Origin of the sequence: Breoghania corrubedonensis, assembly GCF_003053845.1 — a bacterium.
Classification (GTDB): domain Bacteria; phylum Pseudomonadota; class Alphaproteobacteria; order Rhizobiales; family Stappiaceae; genus Breoghania; species Breoghania corrubedonensis.
In genome coordinates, this window is sequence record NZ_QAYG01000007.1 from 191,337 (window position 1) to 211,741 (window position 20,405).

17 protein-coding genes are annotated in these 20,405 nt (G+C 63.3%); 10 read left to right on the plus strand and 7 right to left on the minus strand.

The genetic code is table 11. The annotated features are described in order from the left end of the window. Positions 1-268: 268 nt before the first annotated feature. The 6 genes from C8N35_RS17360 to C8N35_RS17385 all read left to right on the plus strand — a co-directional run bounded on the left by C8N35_RS17360 (position 269) and on the right by C8N35_RS17385 (position 7,552). Positions 269-1,222, plus strand: a complete 954-nt coding sequence (locus C8N35_RS17360) for a branched-chain amino acid ABC transporter permease (RefSeq protein WP_107990969.1) — start codon at positions 269-271, stop codon at positions 1,220-1,222. Between the two features lie 3 nt (positions 1,223-1,225). Then, on the plus strand, positions 1,226-2,305 hold the full coding sequence (locus C8N35_RS17365; protein ID WP_107990970.1) for a branched-chain amino acid ABC transporter permease: 1,080 nt from the start codon (positions 1,226-1,228) through the stop codon (positions 2,303-2,305). Positions 2,306-2,452: 147 nt separating this feature from the next. After that, complete coding sequence (locus tag C8N35_RS17370; protein WP_107990971.1) at positions 2,453-3,775, plus strand: ABC transporter substrate-binding protein; 1,323 nt, start codon at positions 2,453-2,455, stop codon at positions 3,773-3,775. A gap of 149 nt (positions 3,776-3,924) precedes the next feature. Then, positions 3,925-4,779, plus strand: coding sequence for an ABC transporter ATP-binding protein (locus C8N35_RS17375; RefSeq protein WP_107990972.1), 855 nt, complete (start codon positions 3,925-3,927; stop codon positions 4,777-4,779). Positions 4,780-5,076: 297 nt separating this feature from the next. After that, positions 5,077-6,105 (plus strand): ribonuclease T2 family protein, encoded by a 1,029-nt coding sequence (locus C8N35_RS17380; protein WP_107990973.1) that lies wholly within the window; start codon positions 5,077-5,079, stop codon positions 6,103-6,105. Between the two features lie 205 nt (positions 6,106-6,310). Beyond that, positions 6,311-7,552: a phenylacetate--CoA ligase family protein gene (locus C8N35_RS17385; protein WP_107991035.1), complete on the plus strand. Its 1,242-nt coding sequence runs from the start codon at positions 6,311-6,313 to the stop codon at positions 7,550-7,552. Here C8N35_RS17385 and C8N35_RS17390 read toward each other — a convergent pair. Beyond that, positions 7,543-9,516, minus strand: a complete 1,974-nt coding sequence (locus C8N35_RS17390; protein WP_146177426.1) for a PAS domain-containing sensor histidine kinase — start codon at positions 9,514-9,516, stop codon at positions 7,543-7,545. The genes C8N35_RS17385 and C8N35_RS17390 overlap by 10 nt on opposite strands. 236 nt (positions 9,517-9,752) lie before the next feature. After that, positions 9,753-11,498 (minus strand): GAF domain-containing sensor histidine kinase, encoded by a 1,746-nt coding sequence (locus tag C8N35_RS17395; RefSeq protein ID WP_170122145.1) that lies wholly within the window; start codon positions 11,496-11,498, stop codon positions 9,753-9,755. A gap of 399 nt (positions 11,499-11,897) precedes the next feature. Here C8N35_RS17395 and C8N35_RS17400 point away from each other — a divergent pair, with 399 nt between their 5' ends. Further along, on the plus strand, positions 11,898-12,365 hold the full coding sequence (locus tag C8N35_RS17400) for a response regulator (RefSeq protein WP_107990976.1): 468 nt from the start codon (positions 11,898-11,900) through the stop codon (positions 12,363-12,365). Between the two features lie 88 nt (positions 12,366-12,453). Here C8N35_RS17400 and C8N35_RS17405 read toward each other — a convergent pair whose 3' ends face one another. Beyond that, on the minus strand, positions 12,454-12,966 hold the full coding sequence (locus C8N35_RS17405) for a response regulator (protein WP_107990977.1): 513 nt from the start codon (positions 12,964-12,966) through the stop codon (positions 12,454-12,456). Between the two features lie 543 nt (positions 12,967-13,509). On the opposite strand from C8N35_RS17405, the gene hemH reads away from it, so the two are divergent. From hemH to C8N35_RS17420, 3 genes are all read left to right on the plus strand, one after another. Further along, positions 13,510-14,496 carry a ferrochelatase gene (hemH, locus tag C8N35_RS17410; RefSeq protein ID WP_107991036.1) on the plus strand — a complete coding sequence of 329 codons (987 nt, stop codon included), beginning with the start codon at positions 13,510-13,512 and terminating at the stop codon, positions 14,494-14,496. Between the two features lie 136 nt (positions 14,497-14,632). After that, complete coding sequence (locus C8N35_RS17415) at positions 14,633-15,625, plus strand: SPFH domain-containing protein (protein ID WP_107990978.1); 993 nt, start codon at positions 14,633-14,635, stop codon at positions 15,623-15,625. Beyond that, the gene (locus tag C8N35_RS17420) at positions 15,622-16,089 is read left to right on the plus strand and encodes an NfeD family protein (protein WP_107990979.1); all 468 of its coding nucleotides are present in this window, start codon (positions 15,622-15,624) and stop codon (positions 16,087-16,089) included. Before C8N35_RS17415 ends, C8N35_RS17420 begins: the two co-directional genes overlap by 4 nt. Before the next feature lie 136 nt (positions 16,090-16,225). Here the strand turns inward: C8N35_RS17420 and C8N35_RS17425 are convergent, their stop codons facing one another. From C8N35_RS17425 to C8N35_RS17440, 4 genes are all read right to left on the minus strand, one after another. Beyond that, positions 16,226-16,885 (minus strand): TetR/AcrR family transcriptional regulator, encoded by a 660-nt coding sequence (locus C8N35_RS17425; RefSeq protein ID WP_107990980.1) that lies wholly within the window; start codon positions 16,883-16,885, stop codon positions 16,226-16,228. Between the two features lie 426 nt (positions 16,886-17,311). After that, a complete protein-coding gene (locus tag C8N35_RS17430) occupies positions 17,312-18,136 on the minus strand; it encodes a beta-keto acid cleavage family enzyme (protein ID WP_107990981.1) in 825 nt (274 codons plus the stop codon). An 88-nt stretch (positions 18,137-18,224) separates the two neighbouring features. Further along, positions 18,225-18,995 (minus strand): cyclase family protein, encoded by a 771-nt coding sequence (locus tag C8N35_RS17435; protein ID WP_107990982.1) that lies wholly within the window; start codon positions 18,993-18,995, stop codon positions 18,225-18,227. A 24-nt stretch (positions 18,996-19,019) separates the two neighbouring features. Beyond that, complete coding sequence (locus C8N35_RS17440; RefSeq protein ID WP_107991037.1) at positions 19,020-20,261, minus strand: MFS transporter; 1,242 nt, start codon at positions 20,259-20,261, stop codon at positions 19,020-19,022. Positions 20,262-20,405: the final 144 nt, after the last annotated feature.

A 20,405-nucleotide genomic window follows, 5' to 3' on the forward strand; every position in this document is an offset into this window, starting at 1 on the left:
TACGACATCGTTCTGCCGATTGCTCAAGGTGCGGGCGACTTGCTCCTCTCTCCCCCCTTGTGGGGGAGATGCCCCGCAGGGGCAGAGGGGGGTGAGCGGCAGGCTCGGCATTTGCCGCCCGCCCCCCTCTGTCGCGCGGAGCGCGACATCTCCCCCGCCAGGGGGGAGACGGGCGCCCGTGGCAGGCGCTCGCGCACTCGCCGGCCGGCCCAGATCCATCCCACCGTCCGCGCCAATACATCCGCCCGCGCCAAAGAGAACGCACCCCATGCTCTATGACATCTTCGTCGATCCCTTCGTGCAGATGGCCGCGCAGCCTGATTTTCTGCTGCAGGTGCTGTGGGAAGGCTTTGTCGCCGGTATCCTCTATGCGCTTATCGCGCTCGGCTTCGTGCTCATCTTCAAGGCGTCGGGCGTCTTCAACTTCGCGCAAGGCATCATGGTGGTGTTCGCGGCGCTGACGCTGGTCGGCCTGCACGAACACGGCGTCCCCGCCTATCTGGCGCTGATCCTCGCCATCGCCGTCATGGGGCTTCTCGCCTATACGGTGGAGCGCGTCGTCATGCGACCTCTGGTCAATCAGCCGGAGATCATCCTCCTGATGGCGACCATCGGCATGACCTATTTCCTCGTTGGTTTCGGCGAATTCGTCTTCGGTGGAGAACCGAAATCGATGATCACCGAGGAGCTGGGACTGCCGACCGGCTCCACCGCCTTCCAGATCGGCGAGCGTGGCCTGTTGATCCTGCAGCACATCGACATCGCGGCGGCGGTGATCGCGATCATCATGGTGGCGGGGCTTGGCATCTTCTTCAACAAGACCCGTATCGGGCGGGCGCTCCGGGCGGTCGCCGACGATCACCAGGCGGCGCTGTCGGTCGGCATCTCGCTCAACCAGATCTGGGCGATCGTGTGGTTCGCCGCCGGCATCGTGGCGCTGGCAACCGGCATCATGTGGGGCGCGCGCTCGGACGTGTCCTTCGCGCTGGAGATCATCGCCTTCAAGGCGCTCCCCGTTCTCATCCTCGGCGGCTTCACCTCCATCCCCGGCGCCATCGTCGGCGGGCTCGTCATCGGGTTCGGCGAGAAGATCGGCGAAATCTACTGGGGCCCGCTGGTGGGCGGCGGCATCGAGAGCTGGCTCGCCTACATCATCGCGCTCATCTTCCTGCTGTTCCGCCCGCAAGGCATGTTCGGCGAACGCATCATCGAGAGGGTGTAGTCCATGCTTTACCGCGAAGCCGGCCAGTTCAAGACGACCTACGAGGCCGATCAGGCGATCTTCCCGCTCAGGCAAGACCGCATCGGCATCGCCGTCATCGCTGCGCTGGCCTTTGTCGTCGTGCCGCTCACGGCGACCGACTTCTTCCTCACCTCGATCATGACGCCGTTCCTGATCTTCGCGCTGGCCGCCATCGGGCTCAACGTGCTGACGGGCTATGCCGGGCAATTGTCGCTCGGCACCGGCGCCTTCATGGGGGTGGGTGCCTATTCCGCCTACAAGCTCACCTCGATCTTCCCCGATGCCAACATCATCGTGGTGCTGCTGGCTTCCGGGTTCTTTTCCGCCGCGATAGGCGTCGCCTTCGGGCTGCCGTCCCTGCGTATCAAGGGGCTCTATCTGGCGGTGACCACCTTGGCCGCGCAGTTCTTTCTGGAATGGTGTTTCATCCGCATTCCGTGGCTCTACAACTACAACGCCTCGGGCGCGATCGAGATCTCGCAGCGCGAAATGGCCGGCATCGTCGTCACCGGGCCGGCGGCTGCGCCGCTGACGCAATATTTCATCGTGCTCTGCGTCACCGTCGGGCTCACCTGGTTCGTCTCCAACCTCATCCGCGGGCGCATCGGCCGGCAGTGGATGATGATCCGCGACATGGACATCGCCGCCGAGCTGATCGGCGTGCGTCCGCTCACCGCCAAGCTCTCGGCCTTCGCCGTCTCGTCCTATCTGTGCGGCGTGGCAGGCGCGATGATGGTGTTCTTCTGGCTGGGCGCGGCCGAGCCCTCGGCCTTCGCCATCTCGCTGTCGTTCCAGGTGCTGTTCATGACGATCCTGGGGGGGCTGGGCAGCCTGATCGGCTCCTACATGGGGGCGGCCTTCATCTGGATCCTGCCGGTGGCGCTTCGCGTCGTGCTGCCGTCGCTCGGCTTCGACGTGGCGGCGGAGACGGTCCAGCACCTGACCTCCATGATCGTCGGCGCGCTGATCATCTTCTTTCTCATCACCGAGCCGCACGGCCTTGCCCGGCTGTGGCAGCTCACCAAGGAAAAGCTGAAGGTCTGGCCGTTCCCCTATGGCTGAGGGATGGCCCCTATGGCTGAGAGGAGCGGCCGCAAGGCCTGAATTTCGAACATGCAGCCCGGGCGGGGAACCGGCCCGGTGATCAAGCCAGATGGCAACGCTGACAGGTTCCATTTCCGGACCGTTCCGGAGTACAGGGAGGAAACAATGAAAACCACACTATTGGCCACAGGTCTGGCCACGGCGGTCATCGCCGGCAGCTTCGCCGTCGCCCCGGCGCAAGCCGAAGACAGCATCTACGTGCCGCTCTTCACCTACCGAACCGGCCCCTATGCCGGCTCCGGCATTCCGATCGCCAACGGCATGGAAGACTATTTCGCCATGCTGAACGAGCGCGACGGCGGCATCGGCGGCGTGAAGATCGACTACGACGAGTGCGAGACGGGCTACAACACGCAGAAGGGCGTCGAGTGCTACGAAAGCGTGAAAGCCAAGAACCCCGTGGTCATCACGCCGTATTCCACCGGCATCACGCTGCAGGTGATCCCGAAGGCCTCGGTCGACCGCATTCCGGTGCTTTCCATGGCCTACGGCCTTTCGGCCGCCGCCATCGGCAAGACCTTCCCGTGGATCTTCAATGCGCCCGACACCTACTGGGACGGCGCCTCGGCGATCATCAAGGACATCGCCCGGCGCGAGGGTGGCCTGGACGGGCTGAAGGGCAAGAAGATCGGCTACATCTTCCTCGATGCCGGCTACGGCCGCGAACCGATCCCGCTGCTGGAGGATCTCGCCAAGAAATACGGCTTCGAGATGACGCAATATCCCGTCGCCGGCAAGGAGATGCAGAACCAGTCCTCGCAATGGCTGAACGTGCGCCGGGACCGGCCGGACTACATGATCATGTGGGGCTGGGGCGCGATGAACCCGACGGCGGTGAAGGAAGCGACCAAGATCCGCTATTCCATGGACAAGTTCTATGGCGTGTGGTGGTCGGGCGGCAACGACGATGCGGCCGCCGGCGGCATGGCCGCCAAGGGCTTCCGCACCCTCAACTTCAACGGCGTGGGCAAGGACTATCCGGTCATCCAGGACATCAAGAAATATGTCGTCGATGCTGGCAAGAGCCAGGTGGAGCCGGCGAAATTCGCCGACAATCTCTACAACCGCGGCGTCTACAACGCGATGCTGATCGCCGAGGGCATCCGCTCCGCGCAAGAGCATTCCGGCAAGAAGGTCGTCACGGCCGAGGACGTGCGCAACGGGCTCGAGGTCATGAACCTGGACGAGAAGCGCATCGCGGACATGGGCATGAAGGATTTCATGGCCCCGCTGAAGATGAGCTGTGAGGACCACAACGGCCACGGCCCGCTCTACATCGTGGAGTGGGACGGCAAGGACTGGCAGAAGTCGGGCGAATGGTTCGAGCCGATGACGGACGTCGTCCAGCCGTTGCTTGAGGCTGCGGCCGACGAGTACGTCAAGTCCAATGCCCCCTGGCCGGAGCGCGACGTTCCCTGCGCCAAGTAAAGGCGTGGTGGCCGCAGACCTGGCGGCAAACACGATGCGTCCCCCTCCCCCTTGAGGGGAGGGGCTAGGGGCGGTGACACGCACCGCGCCGGCGGCTCACCCGCGACACGAATGGGAAAGGCCTGAAGGCCACGACAGGATCGGCACAGATGACCAGCCAGACGATACAGGCGCACCGCGAAGCCCACGCTGAAGCCCCGGCCGAGACCATCCTCGCGCTCAACAATATCGAGGTGATCTACGACCGGGTGATCCTGGTGCTGAAGGGCGTGTCGCTCACCGTGCCGAAGGGCGGTATCGTGGCGCTGCTTGGCGCCAATGGTGCCGGCAAGACGACGACGCTGAAAGCCATCTCCAATCTTCTGCGCGCCGAGCGCGGCGACGTCACCAAGGGCAATATCCGCTTCCACGGCAAGGAGGTGCAGGCGCTTTCGCCCAACGAACTGGTCCGGCGCGGCTGCATCCAGGTGATGGAGGGGCGGCACTGCTTTGGCCATCTGACAATTGAAGAGAACCTCCTCACCGGCGCCTATACGCGCAAGGACGGGGCGGGTGCCATCCGCACCAATCTCGAGATGGTCTATTCCTATTTTCCGAGATTGCGTGAACGACGCTCCAGCCAGGCGGGCTACACGTCGGGCGGCGAACAGCAGATGTGCGCCATCGGCCGGGCGCTGATGTCTAAGCCCGACATGATCCTGCTGGACGAGCCGTCCATGGGGTTGGCGCCGCAGCTCGTGGAAGAGATCTTCGAGATCGTCAAGGAACTGAATTCGCAGCAGGGCGTGTCGTTCCTGCTGGCCGAACAGAACACCAACGTGGCACTGAAATACGCCACCTACGGCTACATTCTGGAGGCCGGCCGCATCGTGCTGGACGGCGCGGCCTCGGCGCTGCGCGAGAACGAGGACGTGAAGGAATTCTACCTCGGCGTCGCGGGCGAGGGGCGGCGGTCGTTCAAATCGGTCAAGCACTACAAGCGGCGCAAGCGCTGGCTTGCGTGAGGGGCCGGAAGAAAGAGAAACGGAGCGGCTTTGCCGCGCTTGCCTGCGCTGGATCCCGGATCAGCGGTCGGCTTCGCCTCCCTTGTCCGGAATGAGGGAGTATGTGGTACCGGCTTCAACTCAGCCCCTCGCTCCTCATTCCGGGCGGTCTGCAGCGAAGCTGCATGGCCAGACCCGGAATCCAGCGCGAGCGAGCGCGGCAAAGCCGCTCCATTCCTCTTTCTTCCCGACATGCTCCTGCAATGCGGCGTCCCGTAGTATGCTTTTACCGTTCCGGGGGTGGCCGAGGGAGGTTTCATGACGATCCGCATTTTCGCAATCCTTGCGGCCGCGCTGCTGGCCTTGCCGTTTTCCGCCCGCGCCGAGATCCCGCTTGAGGGCAGCTTCATTGCCCGTCAGGTCTGCCCGGCGACGCAGAACATCAAGGCCGGCGACAATCCCGGCAAGGTGATGACCGAGGTCGACCGGGCCTATCCGATCCTTGCCAAGAACCGGGAGAAGGCGACGCATTTCTGGATCGTCACCAAGGGGCCGGAGCCGGTCCGGCGGTGGGTTGCGGTCGCGTGCGGCGATCATGTGATGCCGCCCGACAGCGCCGCCGGCACCGACAGCGCTGCCGGCACCGATAGTGCCGGGACACAGGCCGATACCGGCAATGTCGCGCCTCCGCCTCAGGATCAGCTCGAGAGCCTGCTGGCGGTGAGCTGGGAACCTGCCTTCTGCCAGACGCATCAGAGCAAGCCCGAATGCGAAAGCCAGACGGCGGATCGCTTCGATGCCACCCACCTGTCGCTGCACGGCCTGTGGCCGCAGCCCATCGGCAACTTCTATTGCGGCGTTCCGGCCGACCAGAAGGCGCTCGACGAAGCCAAGCGGTACAAGGAGCTGACCGCGCTCGATCTCTCCGCCGCAACCCGCGCGGCGCTGGCGCGTGCCATGCCCGGCATGCAGTCCCTGTTGCAGCGCCACGAATGGACCAAGCACGGAAGCTGCTTCGCCAATTCGGATCAGGACAGCTATTTCCGGATTTCGCTCGTCCTGGTGGAGGCGCTGAACGCCTCGTCGGTGCGCGACCTGCTGGCCGCCAATATCGGCAAGCGGGTTTCGGCTTCTGCGATCCGCAACGCCTTCGACGATGCCTTCGGCGAAGGGGCCGGCACGCGGGTCGCCCTCCATTGCTCCGGCGCGCTCCTCGGCGAATTGCGGATCGCGCTTCGCGGCGATGCCACGAAAGAGGCGCTTGCCGATCTTATCCACGCCGCGCATCCGCTCCCGGCCTCGGCAAGCGACTGCGATGGCGGGCTGGTCGACCCTGCCGGCTTTTGACGGGGAGCGGTCCCCGGGGATGGGGACAGGTCCCGCAGTGGCGTGGGGATAACCTGCTTCCCGGTCGAACCGGAAGAAGAGTGGCGGGGAGGCCGGAGACTTTTGAACCGGATTTGCATTTTCGGGAAATGCGAAGCGGATTCGAGGGAAATTCGATAAAAATGTTAAAGCATTCAAAATGGTGCCGGAGGACCGATACAACGTCATGACCGACATGTTCGACACGCGCGAGACGCGCGATCCAGACGAACGCGAAGCCGAGCTTTTCCGCCGTCTTCCGGGCCATCTGGCGAAGGCGATCTCCGCCGCGCCGGGTCTTGCGTCCCATCTCGATGGCGTGGATCCGGCCACGGTCACCTCGCGCGCGGGACTGGCGAGACTTCCCGTTCTGAGGAAGTCGCAACTGATGGCGGCGCAGAAGGCCAATCCGCCCTTCGGCGGCTTCGTCGCGATGGGCCGGGCGCCGGAACGCGTCTTCCTGTCACCGGGTCCGGTCTTCGAGCCGCAAAGCGCCGGCGCCGATCCCTGGGGCGCCGCCCGCGCGCTGTTTGCCGCCGGTTTCCGGCCGGGCGACGTGGTCCACAATTCCTTCGCCTATCACATGACGCCCGGCGGCTTCATTCTGGATCTGGGCGCCCGGGCGCTGGGCTGCACGATTTTTCCCGCCGGCACCGGCAACAGCGAGACCCAGGCGGAGGCAATGGCCGTCTTGCGTCCGCGTGGCTGGTGCGGCACGCCGGACTTTCTCAAGGTGATCCTCGACAAGGCGGTCGAGCTCGGGCTCGACTGTTCGTCGGTGAAAGTGGCGCAGGTTTCCGGCGGCGCGCTGTTTCCCTCGTTGCGCGACGAATACACGGCCCGCGGCATCGCCGTCACACAATGCTACGCGACCGCTGATCTCGGTGTCGTCGCCTACGAGACGGAAGCCGGCAAGGGCGTTGTTCTCAATGAAGATTTCATTCTGGAAATCGTCCGTCCGGGAACCGGCGATCCGGTGGCGCCAGGCGAGGTCGGCGAGATCGTGGTCACCAGCTTCAACGCCTCCTATCCGCTGGTGCGCTTTGGCACGGGAGACCTTTCCAAGGTGCTCGACGAGCGCTCTCCATGTGGGCGTACCAATACGCTCATCGCCGGTTGGATGGGCCGCGCGGACCAGCGGACCAAGGTCAAGGGCATGTTCGTCGATCCCGAGCAGGTGGCCGCCATCGTGCGCAGGCATAGCGAGATCGGCCGGGCCCGTCTGATCGTCGCGCGCGCCGGTGAGCAGGATGTGCTGAGCCTGAAAATTGAAGTGGATCAAGGAGGTGGCGCGCCGGCCGGTCTCGCGGATGCCGTCGCCGGCAGCTTGCGCGAGGTGACTAAGCTCGGCGGGCGGGTCGAGCCTGTCGCCCCCGGCAGCCTGCCCAACGACGGCAAGGTGATCGAGGATGCGCGCGACTACGCCTGATCGGGCAGGTGCCGGCGGATGATCTGATGGGCCGGAATGTCGATGATGAAATCCGTGCCCGTGCCCTGTGACGCCGGTTCGGCCCGGATCTCCCATCCGTGTCCCTCGACGATCGATTTGGCGATGGCCAGATTCAGGCTCGTGTCCGGCCCTGCGTGGCGCTGGGGTGCCGCGAAGGCCTCGAAGATCCTTTCCTCCTTGCCTGGCGGCAGGACGATACCGTTGGCAGGGATCGTCAGGCGGGCGCCGCCATCGGCTTTCGCCTCCGCCAGGATGCGGACGGTGGCGGGATGGGCCGCGCTGTGTTCGGGCAACGTCTGCGTCAGCAGATTGATGAAGAGCTTGTTCAGCGCATTCGGATCGCCTGTGACCTGCGGCAGCGGATCGATCGAAACCTGCGCCCCTTCCGACGGGGCGAGCGTTTGAAGAACCTCGTGAAGCAGCTGGTTCAGGTCGATCGGCAGCCGCAGGAAACTGCGCTGGGTCTCGCGCGTGTAGGTTTGCAGGTCGCTGACGAGCTTGGAGAGCCGGCTGGAGGACCGGCGGATGACAGCCAGCGGTTCCTGCACAAGCGGATCGTCGTTGTCGCCCAGGGATTCCTCGAGCACGTCGCTGAAGAGGCGGATCTTGCGCAGCGGTTCCTGCAGATCGTGGGCAGCGATGGCGTTGAAGCGCTTCAGCCCCTCGTTGGTACGCCTCAGGCCTTCGTTGAGGCGAGCGAGCGAACGCTGCGCACGATTGCGGTCCGTCACGTTGTTGAGGACGGTAAGCCCGGCGAACGGTCCGGCCTCCGGCTCGGAAAGAGTGGAGGCTTCGACCTCCACCAAAGTTCCGTCGGCGCGGACCATTGTGCGCGGCGCATTGACCAGCGGCAGCGATGTACGCCCCTCGACGATACCGCGCATCTTCTCGCGATCGGCTTCGGTGAAGAAGGTGAAGAGCTGCTGGCCGATCGCCTCTTCGCGCGTATAGCCAAGCGTCTTCAACCACATCCGGTTGACATCGGTGATCTTCAGGTCGGAATCGATCGTATGCATCATGATCGGTGAGTTCTGGTAGATGAAGCGGTACTTCTCTTCGCTCGCCTTCAGTTCTTCGATCTTGCGCCGGCGCAGCAGCGTGTAAGACAGCCATTGTGCCAGAATGCGGATGAGCTGGATGTCTTCGTTGGTGAACCGGTCCTCGCGTGCCTCCGGCGAGGCGAAGCTCAGCGCACCGTACAGCGATCCGTCCACATAGATCTCGGCGCTCAGAAAGCTCCTTACGGGGATGCGCTTTCGAAACGGCGCATCCGCGTGCGGGGTCTTGTCGAGGTCCTCGATGGCGACGATGTTGCCTCTGGAGTGGGTTATCGAGGTGTAGGCAAGCTTGTGGGGAATCAGGCTGCCTTTTTCGGAAAAATCGTTGTGAACCCGGATCTCGGGGTAGACGCCTTCTTCCGCGTAGCGGCTGATGGTGCCGGTCGACATGGAAAAATAGGCGTAGCCGATCCGCAGGATGTTCTCGATGATCTCGTCCGTGTCGAGCGAACGGTCGTTGGTGACGCGGATCAATTCCTCAAGCGTCTCGTTGTAGCGGTATTCTTCGGTCACATCCCAGAACACCAGCAGAACGGTCTCGAGTTCGCCATCGGCGTTGAAATGTCCCGTGCTCTGCCAGATGCGCCGCCGCTCCCGTCCATGCAGGGTCTGAAGCAGGGCGGGGGAGGTCCAGTGCGCGCAGGAGGGTTTCAACGCTGCGAAACCACGGCGGATGTCCTTCCCCAGTTCCTTGTCGACGCGATCGTAGACGGACGTGCCCATGACCTGGGCGCGGTTGAGTCCGAATGCCTCGCAATAGGGGATGTTCACATCCAGCAGAAGGCCGTCCGCCGCCATCAGCGCAGCCGGAAGGGGCAGGTCCTCAAGCGAATCCAGGTGTGACGCATCGTCGTGCGGGAATGGACCGTTCCTGTCGTGATCCACCACAAGGTCCTCGTTTTCAATGTGCAGGGCCGCCCTGCTTTCCTCTAGTGGTACGATCCAGCCGGATGGGAACCATCCGGCTGGATCGTACCACTAACGCATTGAATCCATGGATAGGATTATCGATGCGGAAGGGAGCCTTCCGCCTCGGTCTATCCACTAGCTACGGTGCTTCCGACGAAGAGAGTGCCGGAGTGCCTTTTTCTTTTCGTCTCCGACGGCCGGCGCGAGGTCGTCTAGGGTGCGTTGCCGTTGATCGGTGTGAAACTGGTGTCGCCGGTGCATATGACGAAATCGGTTCCGGCAGAATCACGCCGTTGCGCGCGGATCGTCCAGCCGTGTCCCGCGGCGATCGACCTGACCAACGCCAGACCGATGCCCGAACCCGATGTCTGAATCGCGTGCAGGCGCACGAAGGGCTCGAAGATCTCTTCCTCCATTCCGGCGGGCAGCCCACTCCCGTTATCGCGCACGACGATCTCGGTCGGTCCATCGTCGGTTCGCCGCGCGAAGATCACGATGTCAGGTGGGACCTCGGGACGGTGGTACTTCAGCGCGTTGAGGACGAGGTTGTAAAAGAGCCTTTGAATGGGAACCGCGTCGCCCTGGAGCCGTGGCAGATCTTCGACGGTCACGGTGGCGCCCGTCTCCTCGATCAATACCGCCAGATCTCCGATCACTTCGGCGATCAGGGGAGCCAGGTCGACAGGGTCGCGGGCGTAGCCGCGTTCGCTTTCGCGCGAGAACGCGAGCAGGTCACGCACAAGCCGTGACAGCCGTTCGGCTGCCTGCGTCACCACCTGCAAGGCATGACGCGTCTCCTCGGTGTCGTTCTCGCCCAGATGCTTGCCGAGTTGGTCGCCGTATAGCCGGATCTTGCGCAGCGGTTCCTGAAGGTCGTGCGCGGCAACGGTGTTGAAGCGCTTCAGATCCTCGTTTGCGCGGCTGATCGCGCGGTTGGTGGCGTTCATCTCCTCGCGCAAACGGTTCCGCTCGCTCATGTCCACCCACACGCACAGGAGCGGCAGATCCTCCGCTGCGACCGCGAGAGAGGAGAGCTGGGTGCTCAGCACAGTGCCGCTCTTGGCAAGAAAGTTCTGGTTGCAGGTGGTGGTCGTCAGCGGCAACCGGTTCTCGTTCTCGACCCCTTCCGCCTTGCGGCATTGCGGGGTGAGAAAGTCCGCAAGATCATGACCGATCACCTCCCAGGCATCGTAGCCGAGCTTTTCGAGCCACGTCCGGTTGACGTCGAGCAGCTTGCCGTCGACATCGACCACCGCCATCATGATCGGCGCATGCTCGTAGAGACGCTGATAGCGGTTGGCGCTTTTCTGCAGGTCTATATAAAAATCGCTCTGTTCCAGCGTATAGCCGAGCCACTGCGCGATGAGGCGGCAGAACTGGATCTGCTTGTCGCTGAAGGGTTCGCTGCGCGGCCTCAGCGTCGCGAAGTTGATGATGCCGTAGAAGCGGCTGCCAAGGTAGATCTCCGAGGCCATGATGCTCTGAAGAGGCATATACTTGTAGAAGGGCGTGTCCGTGAATTCGGTCTTGCGCATGTCATGGATGGCGACGACCGGTCCGCTCCGCAGCACCAGATCAATATACGAGCATTCCCGGGGGAAGGGGACGTTTTCCTGGATATGATCCAGCCGGTAGTTGAGGAATACCGGAACGGTCTGGTCTCCCTCCAGACGCGAGATGCCCGACAGATCGGCATCGAAATATTTCACGCCCACAGACAGGATCATCCGGGCGCGCTCCTCGTAGCTTTTGCCCGAATTGTTGGATATGCGTATCAGGTCTTCCAGCGCATTGCGGTAGCGAAGTTCCTCGGAAATGATTCGCGCGATCGCGGTCAGATGGAGCAGCACGCGGTTCGCGTCGTACCGCGCCTTCAGCGACCATTGCGCCCACCTGTTCCGTCCGCTCGCCGTCGTGATCGGAAATTCGATCGAGGCGGCGGGTGCCTCCGGTGTCATTGCTGCGATGGTATTGAGAATTCTGTTGTGACTTGGCGATGGGACGAATTCGAGTAAATTTCGATCAAAATCAACAGGTTCGCCGTCTCGAAAGGCCGTACAGTATTGGCGGTTGGCGAAGGAGATCCCGGTGTCCGGGCGCAAGCGAAGCGCCGGCGACGACAGCGAATTCAGATCAAAGCTAACAGGCGGCCTGACCATGGACACTTCGTCCCCGGGACGATTTTGCAATGATTAACGCCCTTTTGTCCTCAGCCAGCTTATGGTGATTCTATTGTGGAACCTGACCTGAAGAGACTATAGTATTTCAACGGGAAGTGGAAAACAGTCAATGTGATGTCGGGGGGACCCAGTCTTTCCCATGCATCTCGTGAAAAATAACGTTGGGGTTTGTTTGCCATGGGCACCGCATCGGACAAGAAAGAAAACACCGATCCGATTGTTGATGCCCGGGTATTGCTGGTTGAGGACGATCCCGACGACATTCTGGTTATCAGACGATCGCTTCGGGACGCGCCGATCCGGCTGGAACTGAAGGTCTGCGAGGACGGCCGGGAGGCGTTCGACTTTCTCGAGCAGGGAGCGGCGGACGAAAATGCGCCGCCCGACCTGATCATTCTCGATCTCAACATGCCGGTGGTCGACGGGACCACGTTCCTGCACAAGCTGCGCGCCCATGGCCGGCTGCATTCGGTGCCGGTCTGCGTGTTGACGACGGCGACGGACGAGGAAACCATCCGTCGCGCCTATGAAAGCGGGGCCAACGCGGTGGTCTCCAAGGTCGACACGCTGGAAGGCATGAGCGCGATCTTGAACACGATCGTCGAGTTCTGGTTTTCCACGGCGCGGCGCTATTATCTGGACTGAAACCGGTACCTGGACCGAAACCGGCACGGTCTTGCGTGTGGACAATGCCCTTGCCCGCGCTCCGCAGGTTCGTTTTTTCCCTGTTTTTTCAGCGTGAAGGCAGCGGCGTGGGCCGTGTCGGCGTGATTTCGCGTTCCGGCGCCAGCTTGCCGTAAGCTGCCCGCGGGCGCGGCGGAGATGCGAAATGACGGTGCCAGATGCCGCGCGCCGCACCAATGCGCTCGCCCAGGATCCTGGCGGAGCAGGGCGTGACCACGATTCCGTCCACGCCGATAAGGCCGATGGCATCGACGAAGGCGCGGTCGGCGGCGTCGGTGCTCAAAAGTACCGTGATGTTCTGGAAGCGGGGGTCGGATGCCTGACGCAGGGCCTTGAGCAGGCGGGCGATGGACGACATGCCGAAGCGGCGGTCGACAATCACCAGATCGATATCCGAGGCGACGAGAGAGGCGAGCGCGTCGGCGACGGTATCCGCCGTCATCGCGCTCGGGCAGCCGAGGTCTTCGACCATGACCTTCATCAGCCGGGAGCCGAAATCCTGCGGGTCGATGATCAGGACCTCACCCAGGCCGCCGTCTTCGAACGGGTCGCTCAACGCCATTGCGTCTATCCTGTCACTGCCGCGGTGGGCCCGCGTGTTTGGCTCTGAATAAACGGCTACAAGTCTGAAAATAGGCTGAAGAAAGGGCTATTCACTAATCCTTAAGGCATTGTCCGAATGGCCCTTGGGTGAGGCGAACGCACGGATGTCCCGTACCCCGACAACGCACCAAAGACCCGTTTGATGGCACTTCGAAGGCACTTCGCAGGCCCTTTGGAGGCGCTTTGGAGGCATGTCGCGCTCAGGGGCGTCCGCGCGTGACGAAAGCGGGAAAACCGGCTATTCCATAAGTTTGCGCATGCCCCATATATGCGCAGGCCGCCGCCGTGCCGATGTTCGGGCGCAGTGCGGCTTAAGCCATCGGCCCTGTGCCGTGCGAAAGCATGGCATGCCGGCCCTGCTGCGCACGGGCCTCACCATTCAGGAGCGACTTGCCAGACGATGATCGACGAGAAGACACAGGCCGCCACCCGCCCTTCCAAATCCGTCGCCGCTCCGTCCGCGGCCACCCCCCATCTGCCGGGCGGACACCCGCCGCTCGCCATGGGAAAGATCGGGGTGCTTCTGGTCAATCTCGGCACGCCCGATGGCACCGACTACTGGCCGATGCGGCGCTACCTGCGTGAATTCCTCTCCGACAAGCGTGTCATCGAATGGCCGCGCTGGCTTTGGTATCCGATCCTGCACGGCATCGTGCTGACCCGCCGCCCGAGCAAATCGGGCGCGGCCTATGCCTCGATCTGGAACAGGGAGCGCGATGAAAGCCCGCTGCGCACCGTCACGCGCGCGCAGGGTGAAAAGCTTGCAGCCGCCTTCGCCGGCGAGCCGCAGGTCGTGGTGGACTGGGCGATGCGCTATGGCAATCCGTCGATCGCGGAGCGCCTCGATGCGCTGACGGCGGCCGGGTGCGAACGTATCCTGGCCTTTCCCCTCTATCCGCAATATTCCGCTTCCACCACGGCGACGGTGAACGACAAGGTGTTCGAGGCGCTGCAGAAGATGCGCTGGCAGCCCGCCTTGCGAACCGTGCCACCCTATCACGACGAGCCGGTCTATATCGAGGCGCTGGCGCATTCCATCGAGACGCACCTCGCCTCGCTCGATTTCGAGCCGGAGGTGGTGCTGACCTCGTTTCACGGCATCCCGCAGTCCTATTTCAAGAAGGGCGACCCCTATCATTGTCACTGCCAGAAGACGACCAGGCTTCTGCGCGAGCGGCTGGGATGGGACGAGAAACGGCTCAGGATCACGTTCCAGTCGCGCTTCGGGCCCGAGGAATGGCTGCAGCCCTACACCGACAAGACGGTGGAGGCGCTGGCGAAGGAGGGCGTGAAACGGATCGCCATCATCAATCCCGGCTTCGTCACCGACTGCCTCGAGACGCTGGAGGAGATCGCCGGCGAGAATGCCGAGATCTTCCACGAAAACGGCGGCGAGAAATTTTCCCATATCCCGTGTCTGAACGACAGCGATGACGGGATGCGGGTGATCGAGGCGGTGGTGCGGCGGGAGCTTTCGGGTTGGCTGTAGGCGGGCCGTGCGGTTTCCGCTGCGGGCGATCTGGCGGCGCGGTATATAGTTCTGCATAGTCGCGCCGCTGGGCGGGCTCGATTCGCGGCGTGGGCCATGGGGGCCTGACGCCGCCCTCCAACCGCGGAGACTCTTGATGGAATTCGTTACCGGCTTCGATATTGCCGTCATCGTCTTGTTGCTGCTGGTCGTCCTGGTCTTCGTTGCCGGCGTGAAGACGGTGAGCCAAGGCTACAATTACACCATCGAGCGCTTCGGCAAATACACGCGCACGCTTTCGCCGGGCCTCAACCTGATCGTGCCGTTCATCGACCGCATCGGCGCCAAGATGAACATGATGGAACAGGTGCTTGACGTTCCCTCGCAGGAAGTCATCACCCGTGACAACGCCACGGTGACGGTCGACGGCGTGACCTTCTATCAGGTGCTGAACGCCGCGCGGGCCTCTTACGAGGTGATGGGGCTCGAGAATGCCATTCTCAACCTCACCATGACCAACATCCGCACGGTCATGGGGTCGATGGACCTCGACCAGCTGCTGTCCAACCGCGACGAGATCAATTCCCAGCTCCTGCGCGTCGTCGACGCTGCGGTCGAGCCATGGGGCATCAAGATCACCCGTATCGAGATCAAGGACATCAATCCGCCGCGGGATCTGGTCGATGCGATGGGCCGTCAGATGAAGGCGGAACGCGAAAAGCGCGCCTCGATCCTGGAAGCCGAGGGCAAGCGGCAATCGGAGATCCTGAAAGCGGAAGGTCAGAAGCAGTCGCTGATTCTGGAGGCGGAGGGCCGGCGCGAAGCCGCCTATCGCGATTCCGAGGCGCGCGAGCGTGAGGCGGAAGCGGAGGCCAAGGCAACGACGATGGTGAGCGAGGCCATTGCCGCCGGCGATGTTCAGGCGATCAACTACTTCGTCGCCACCCGGTATGTCGAGGCGCTGGAGGCGATGGCGAAGTCGCCCAACCAGAAGACCTTGCTGCTTCCGATCGAGGCGACGTCGATCCTCGGAGCGCTTGGCGGTATCGGCGAGATCGCGCGGGAAGCCTTCAAGGGTGACGCGCCCGCTGGCCGACGTCCGGGTGGGCGGGTGCCTGCGACCGGCGGCAACGAGGACAGACAGCCGTGAGCCTCTTCGGCACTCTCATTCGCGAACTCGGTCCCTGGAGCTGGCACGTTCTGGGGCTGCTGCTGCTCGGTCTGGAGATCCTGGCGCCAGGCACCTTCTTTCTCTGGTTCGGCATCTCCGCGCTGCTTGTGGGAACCCTTGCGCTATTCGTCGATATCGGCTGGCAGGCCGAGCTGATCATCTTCCTGGTGATCGCCTTTGCCAGCCTGATCGCCGGTCGTCGTCTGATGAACCGCAAGAGCGCCGCAAGCGAAGGGGAGGGCGACCCCACCCTCAACCGTCGCGGCTCGCGCTACGTGGGACGCGAATTCGTGCTGGGCGAACCGATCGCGCAGGGGACGGGCCGGCTGAACGTCGACGACAGCGTGTGGCGGGTGACGGGTCCCGACCTGCCGGCGGGCGCCAAGGTGAGGGTCGTCGAAGTGGACGGCTCTGTGCTGAAGGTGGTGGCCGCCGAAGGCTGACGCTGGTGGCTGTTTCGTGTTGCGGAGCCCCTAGCCCTCTCCCAATGGGAGAGGGGATCTGCTCCGGCCGGGCCTCACCCTTGTGCGGACAGTGCGGGCGGTTCGAGAGAAAGCACGGGCGCTCTCCCCCGCCCGTTCAGATGCCTTTCAGGCCACCGCAGATGAAGCGGATGAGGAATTCGTTCTTCTCTTTTTCGTGCGCCTCGCCCATGTCGCTGTTCGACAGGCGCTGCATGCGGGCGTCGAAGTGGCTCATGACCAGCGCGCTCACCGAGAAGAGATAGCCCCAGGCGAGCCCGTCGACGTCCTTTTCGGGGAGCGCCAGCTTCAGGGCTGCGATGAAGCGGGTGGCCATGGGATCGTAGTAGTCGCGCACGATGCCGCGCGTTTCCTGCTCCGGATCCGACGCCTCGCGCAGGATCAACTGGGAATAGATCCGGCCTTCCTCGGTCTCCCTCGCCTTCTGCACCGGAAGAACGAAGGCCTCGATGATCCGCCTCAAGGCATCCGGCGCGGAGGAGGCCTCGACCCGGTCGAGCAGTTCCAGCCGTTCCTCGAAGATGGTGTGGAAGTGGTCGAAGACGGAGCGGTAGAGGTTTTCCTTGGTGGAGAAGTGATAGACGATCAGGGAAAGCTGGACATCGGCCGCACTGGCGATCTCGCGCATGGAGACGCCGTGATAGCCTTTTTCCGCGAACAGGCGTCCGGCTTCCAGCACGATGCGTTGCCGGCGCGTCGGCGCGCCGTGTTCTTCCGCGTCCGCGCCGGACGATGATGATTTTCTGGATCTGGCCATTCGTCGCCAATGAATAGTGGTTCCTGAATCCGTCCTGGAACCATAAGCGCTTGAGATAGCAGCCGCCTTCTCGCGATGTCAATGAATGCGGCGGGCCGGGGGCTGCATGTGGTCGCCGCGAGCGTCGGTGTTTGGAGCAGGCGCGCGGCGTTGCAAGCGTCAGAGGTCGCGCAACGCGGCCGGCCGCGGGCTGTGGCTCGATAGAGGTTACTCACAAGAATATCGGGTCGGGAGAGGCCCATGAGAGCCTTCGGCAATGGACGACGTGTGTGGGGAATAAAGGCCGGGACGCTATAGCTTGCTGTGGTGTGCGGTATCCTGCGACCCGCATGCCGGCCTCCGTTCGAGGGCAGTGGAGGACGGCATGCGTGGTCGCAGCCCCGACGGGGGGCAGGTCACCTGTGGTGGCCGATGGGGCGGTGCCCGTCAGGGATGGCGCAGACCCAGTATCTCGCGCGCGTCGTCGGGCGTGGCGTTCTCGCGATCGGCTTCGCGTACGAGGCGAACCGCACGTTCGACCATCTCGGCATTCGATTTCGCCAGGCGGCCCTTGGTGTAGTAGACGTTGTCCTCAAGCCCGACCCGCACGTTGCCGCCCAGCGCGATCGTCGCAAACAGGATCGGCAGGTGGCGCGAACCTATGCCCAGCGCCGACCAGTTGGCGTCGGCGGGCAGCAGGCTTTTCAGGAACACCAGGTTTTCCACCGTCGCCGCCATGCCGCCGGCGGCCCCGAGCACGAGCTGGTAGTAGCCCGGCGCCTTGAGCACGCCCTGCTTGATGTAGTGCAACGCGTTGTAGATCATCCCGCCGTCGAAGATCTCGATCTCGGGCAGGATGTCGAGTTCGGTCATCGTGCGGCCGAGCCGTTCGAGAAACTTCGGGTGATTGATGAAAAGCGTCTCGTGCATCCAGTTCATGGTGCCGGCGTCGTAGGAGGCAAGCTCCGGGCGCAGGCGGACGAGATGCTCGATGCGGGTGTCGTCGGTGGCGTTGAGGTCGCCCGACGTCGTCAGGTTCAGCGCGATGTCGCACCGCGCGCGGATCAGCCCGACGGTTTCCTCGAACAGGTCGGCGCTCATCGTGCCCTTGCCTTCGGCGTCGCGCATGTGCAGGTGCGCGATCGCGGCGCCCGCCTGCCAGCATTCGAAGACGTCCTCGGCGATTTCCTTCGGGGTCAGCGGAATGGCCGGGTTGTTTTCCTTTGTCGGCCAGGCGCCGGTGGTGGCAACGGTTATGATCGTTTTTGCCATGTGTCTCGATCCATCTGTCTCAGGCCGTGCCTGCGTTCATGGGCCGGCCGCGGGGAAGCCGCGGCCGGGAAAGGTTGCGAAAGAGGCATCAGGGAAGGATGGCGACAGCGCGGGTCCAGCCGGCGGACCCGCCCTTCACCTTGCAGGGGAAGCACGCGATTTCGAAACCGTCGGACGGCAACTCCTCGAGATTGTGCAGCTTCTCGATGTGGCAGTAGCCGATGTCGCGGCCGGCCTTGTGGCCTTCCCAGATGAGCGAGGCGTCGCCCGTTTCCGCGTAGCGCTTTGCGGTGTGAACGAACGGGGCGTCCCAGCTCCAGGCGTCGGTGCCCGTCACGCGGACGCCGCGCTCCAGCAGGTAGAGCGTCGCCGCGCGTCCCATGCCGCAACCGGCGGCGACATAGCCTTCCTTGCCATAGGCCTCGCCGGCGCGGGTGTTGACGACGACGATCTCCAGCGGCTGCAGCTCGTGGCCGATGCGCTTCAGTTCCGCCTCGACATCGGCGGCGGTCGCGACATAGCCGTCGTCCATATGCCGGAAGTCGAGCTTCACGCCGGGCTGGTAGCACCACTCCAGCGGCACTTCGTCGATGGTCCAGGCCCGCTCGCCGTTGTTCATGGTCGAGTGGAAGTGGTAGGGCGCATCGAGATGGGTGCCGTTGTGGGTGGTGATCTCGACCCACTCGATCGCCCAGGCCTCGCCGTCGGGCAGGTCTTCCTTCTTCAGACCCGGGAAGAACGGCAGCAGCTCGTCGGCGGTTTCCTTGTGGGTGCGGTAGTGGATCTTTGGTTCGTAGGCGGGCGGATCCGCCAGGGTGCCGTTTTCGAAGAAGATCGACAGGTCAACGATCTTGCGCATGTCATGAATCTCCTGATTTGCGGATCAGCGGACGGGAACCGGCTGTTTTTTGGGCCCGGTCTCTTCCCTGCGCAGGTTTTCCGAGGGCGGCAGAAGAAGTGTCAGCAGACCGGCGGCCAGGAAGGGGATCGAGCAGAGCAGGATCAGGGTCTGGAGCGAGAAGGTCGTGGCGAGGCCGCCAAGAACCAGCGGCGCGAAGGCGGAGACGCCTCGACCGACGTTGAAGCAGAAGCCTGAACCGGTGGTGCGCACGCGTACTGGGTAAAGCTCGCCGTAGTACGAGCCCATCAGGCCGACGAAGGCCATGAAGAAGGCATAGGCCGGTCCCATCCACATCAGCATGGTGGGGTTTTCGGTCATGGCGTAGATGGCGAGCATGACGCCCGAGCCGCAGAGCGACAGCGCCAGCGCATTGCGCTTGCCGATGATGTCGGCGAGCCAGCCGAACAGGTTGTAGCCGAAGAACATGCCAACCGAGAGGATGGTCATGAACATGCCCATATCGGCGACCGACAGGCCGCGCTCCTTGACCAGATAGGTCGGCAGCCAGGACGTGGTGCCCCAGTAGGCGAAGAGCGCCAGGGCGGAAATGGCGGTCGCGATGATGGTGTTGCGGGCCATGCCATCCCTGAAGATCTCACCCACAGAGACCTTTTCGGGGGCGGTGTGGGTTCCCGTTCTGCGGGCCTCGCGTTGTTCCTTCCAGACTTCGGATTCCTTCACGAACAGGAAGACATAGGCCGCCACAATGAGGGCGGCGCCGGCGGTCAGGAACAGGGCGCGCCAGCCGAACGCCGGGATGATCTTGCCGGCGAGGAACGAGGCGAGACCGACGCCCACGGGGAATGAACTCATGACGAAGGCGGCCGCGCGGCCGCGCTGCTTGGGCGGGAAGGTCTCCGCGATATAGGCGGCGATGACGCCCCACAGGCCGCCGAGCCCGAGGCCGGCGAGGAAGCGCAGGATGAGGATCTGGGTCCAGGTCTGGGCCACGGCGATCAGCATGGTGAGAAGGCTGAAGGAGATCAGCGACCACAGCATCGCCTTGCGGCGGCCGTAATTGTCGGAATACCAGCCCATCAGAACGCTGGAAAAACCCACACCGACAAGAGTTGCCGTCGCCAGCATGCCGGCTTCGGAGCGGGTCAGGCTCAGGTCGTTCATGATCGGCTGAAACGCCATTGCAAGCAGAAGCAGGTCAAAGGCATCGAAGGTGTAGGCAGCAAAACTGCCCCCCAGTACCCGGTATTTTTGGGAATTCGCCACGTTGTCCTCCATAGCTGTGGCTCTGCCTGTCGAAGCTTCACGTTGCAGGCAGATCGCACTGCACGAACTGATTGTACGTACGTACAGTTTCAGTCCTGACTGTACATACAGTCAATTTTTGCGATTGTCATGATCTATCTCAAA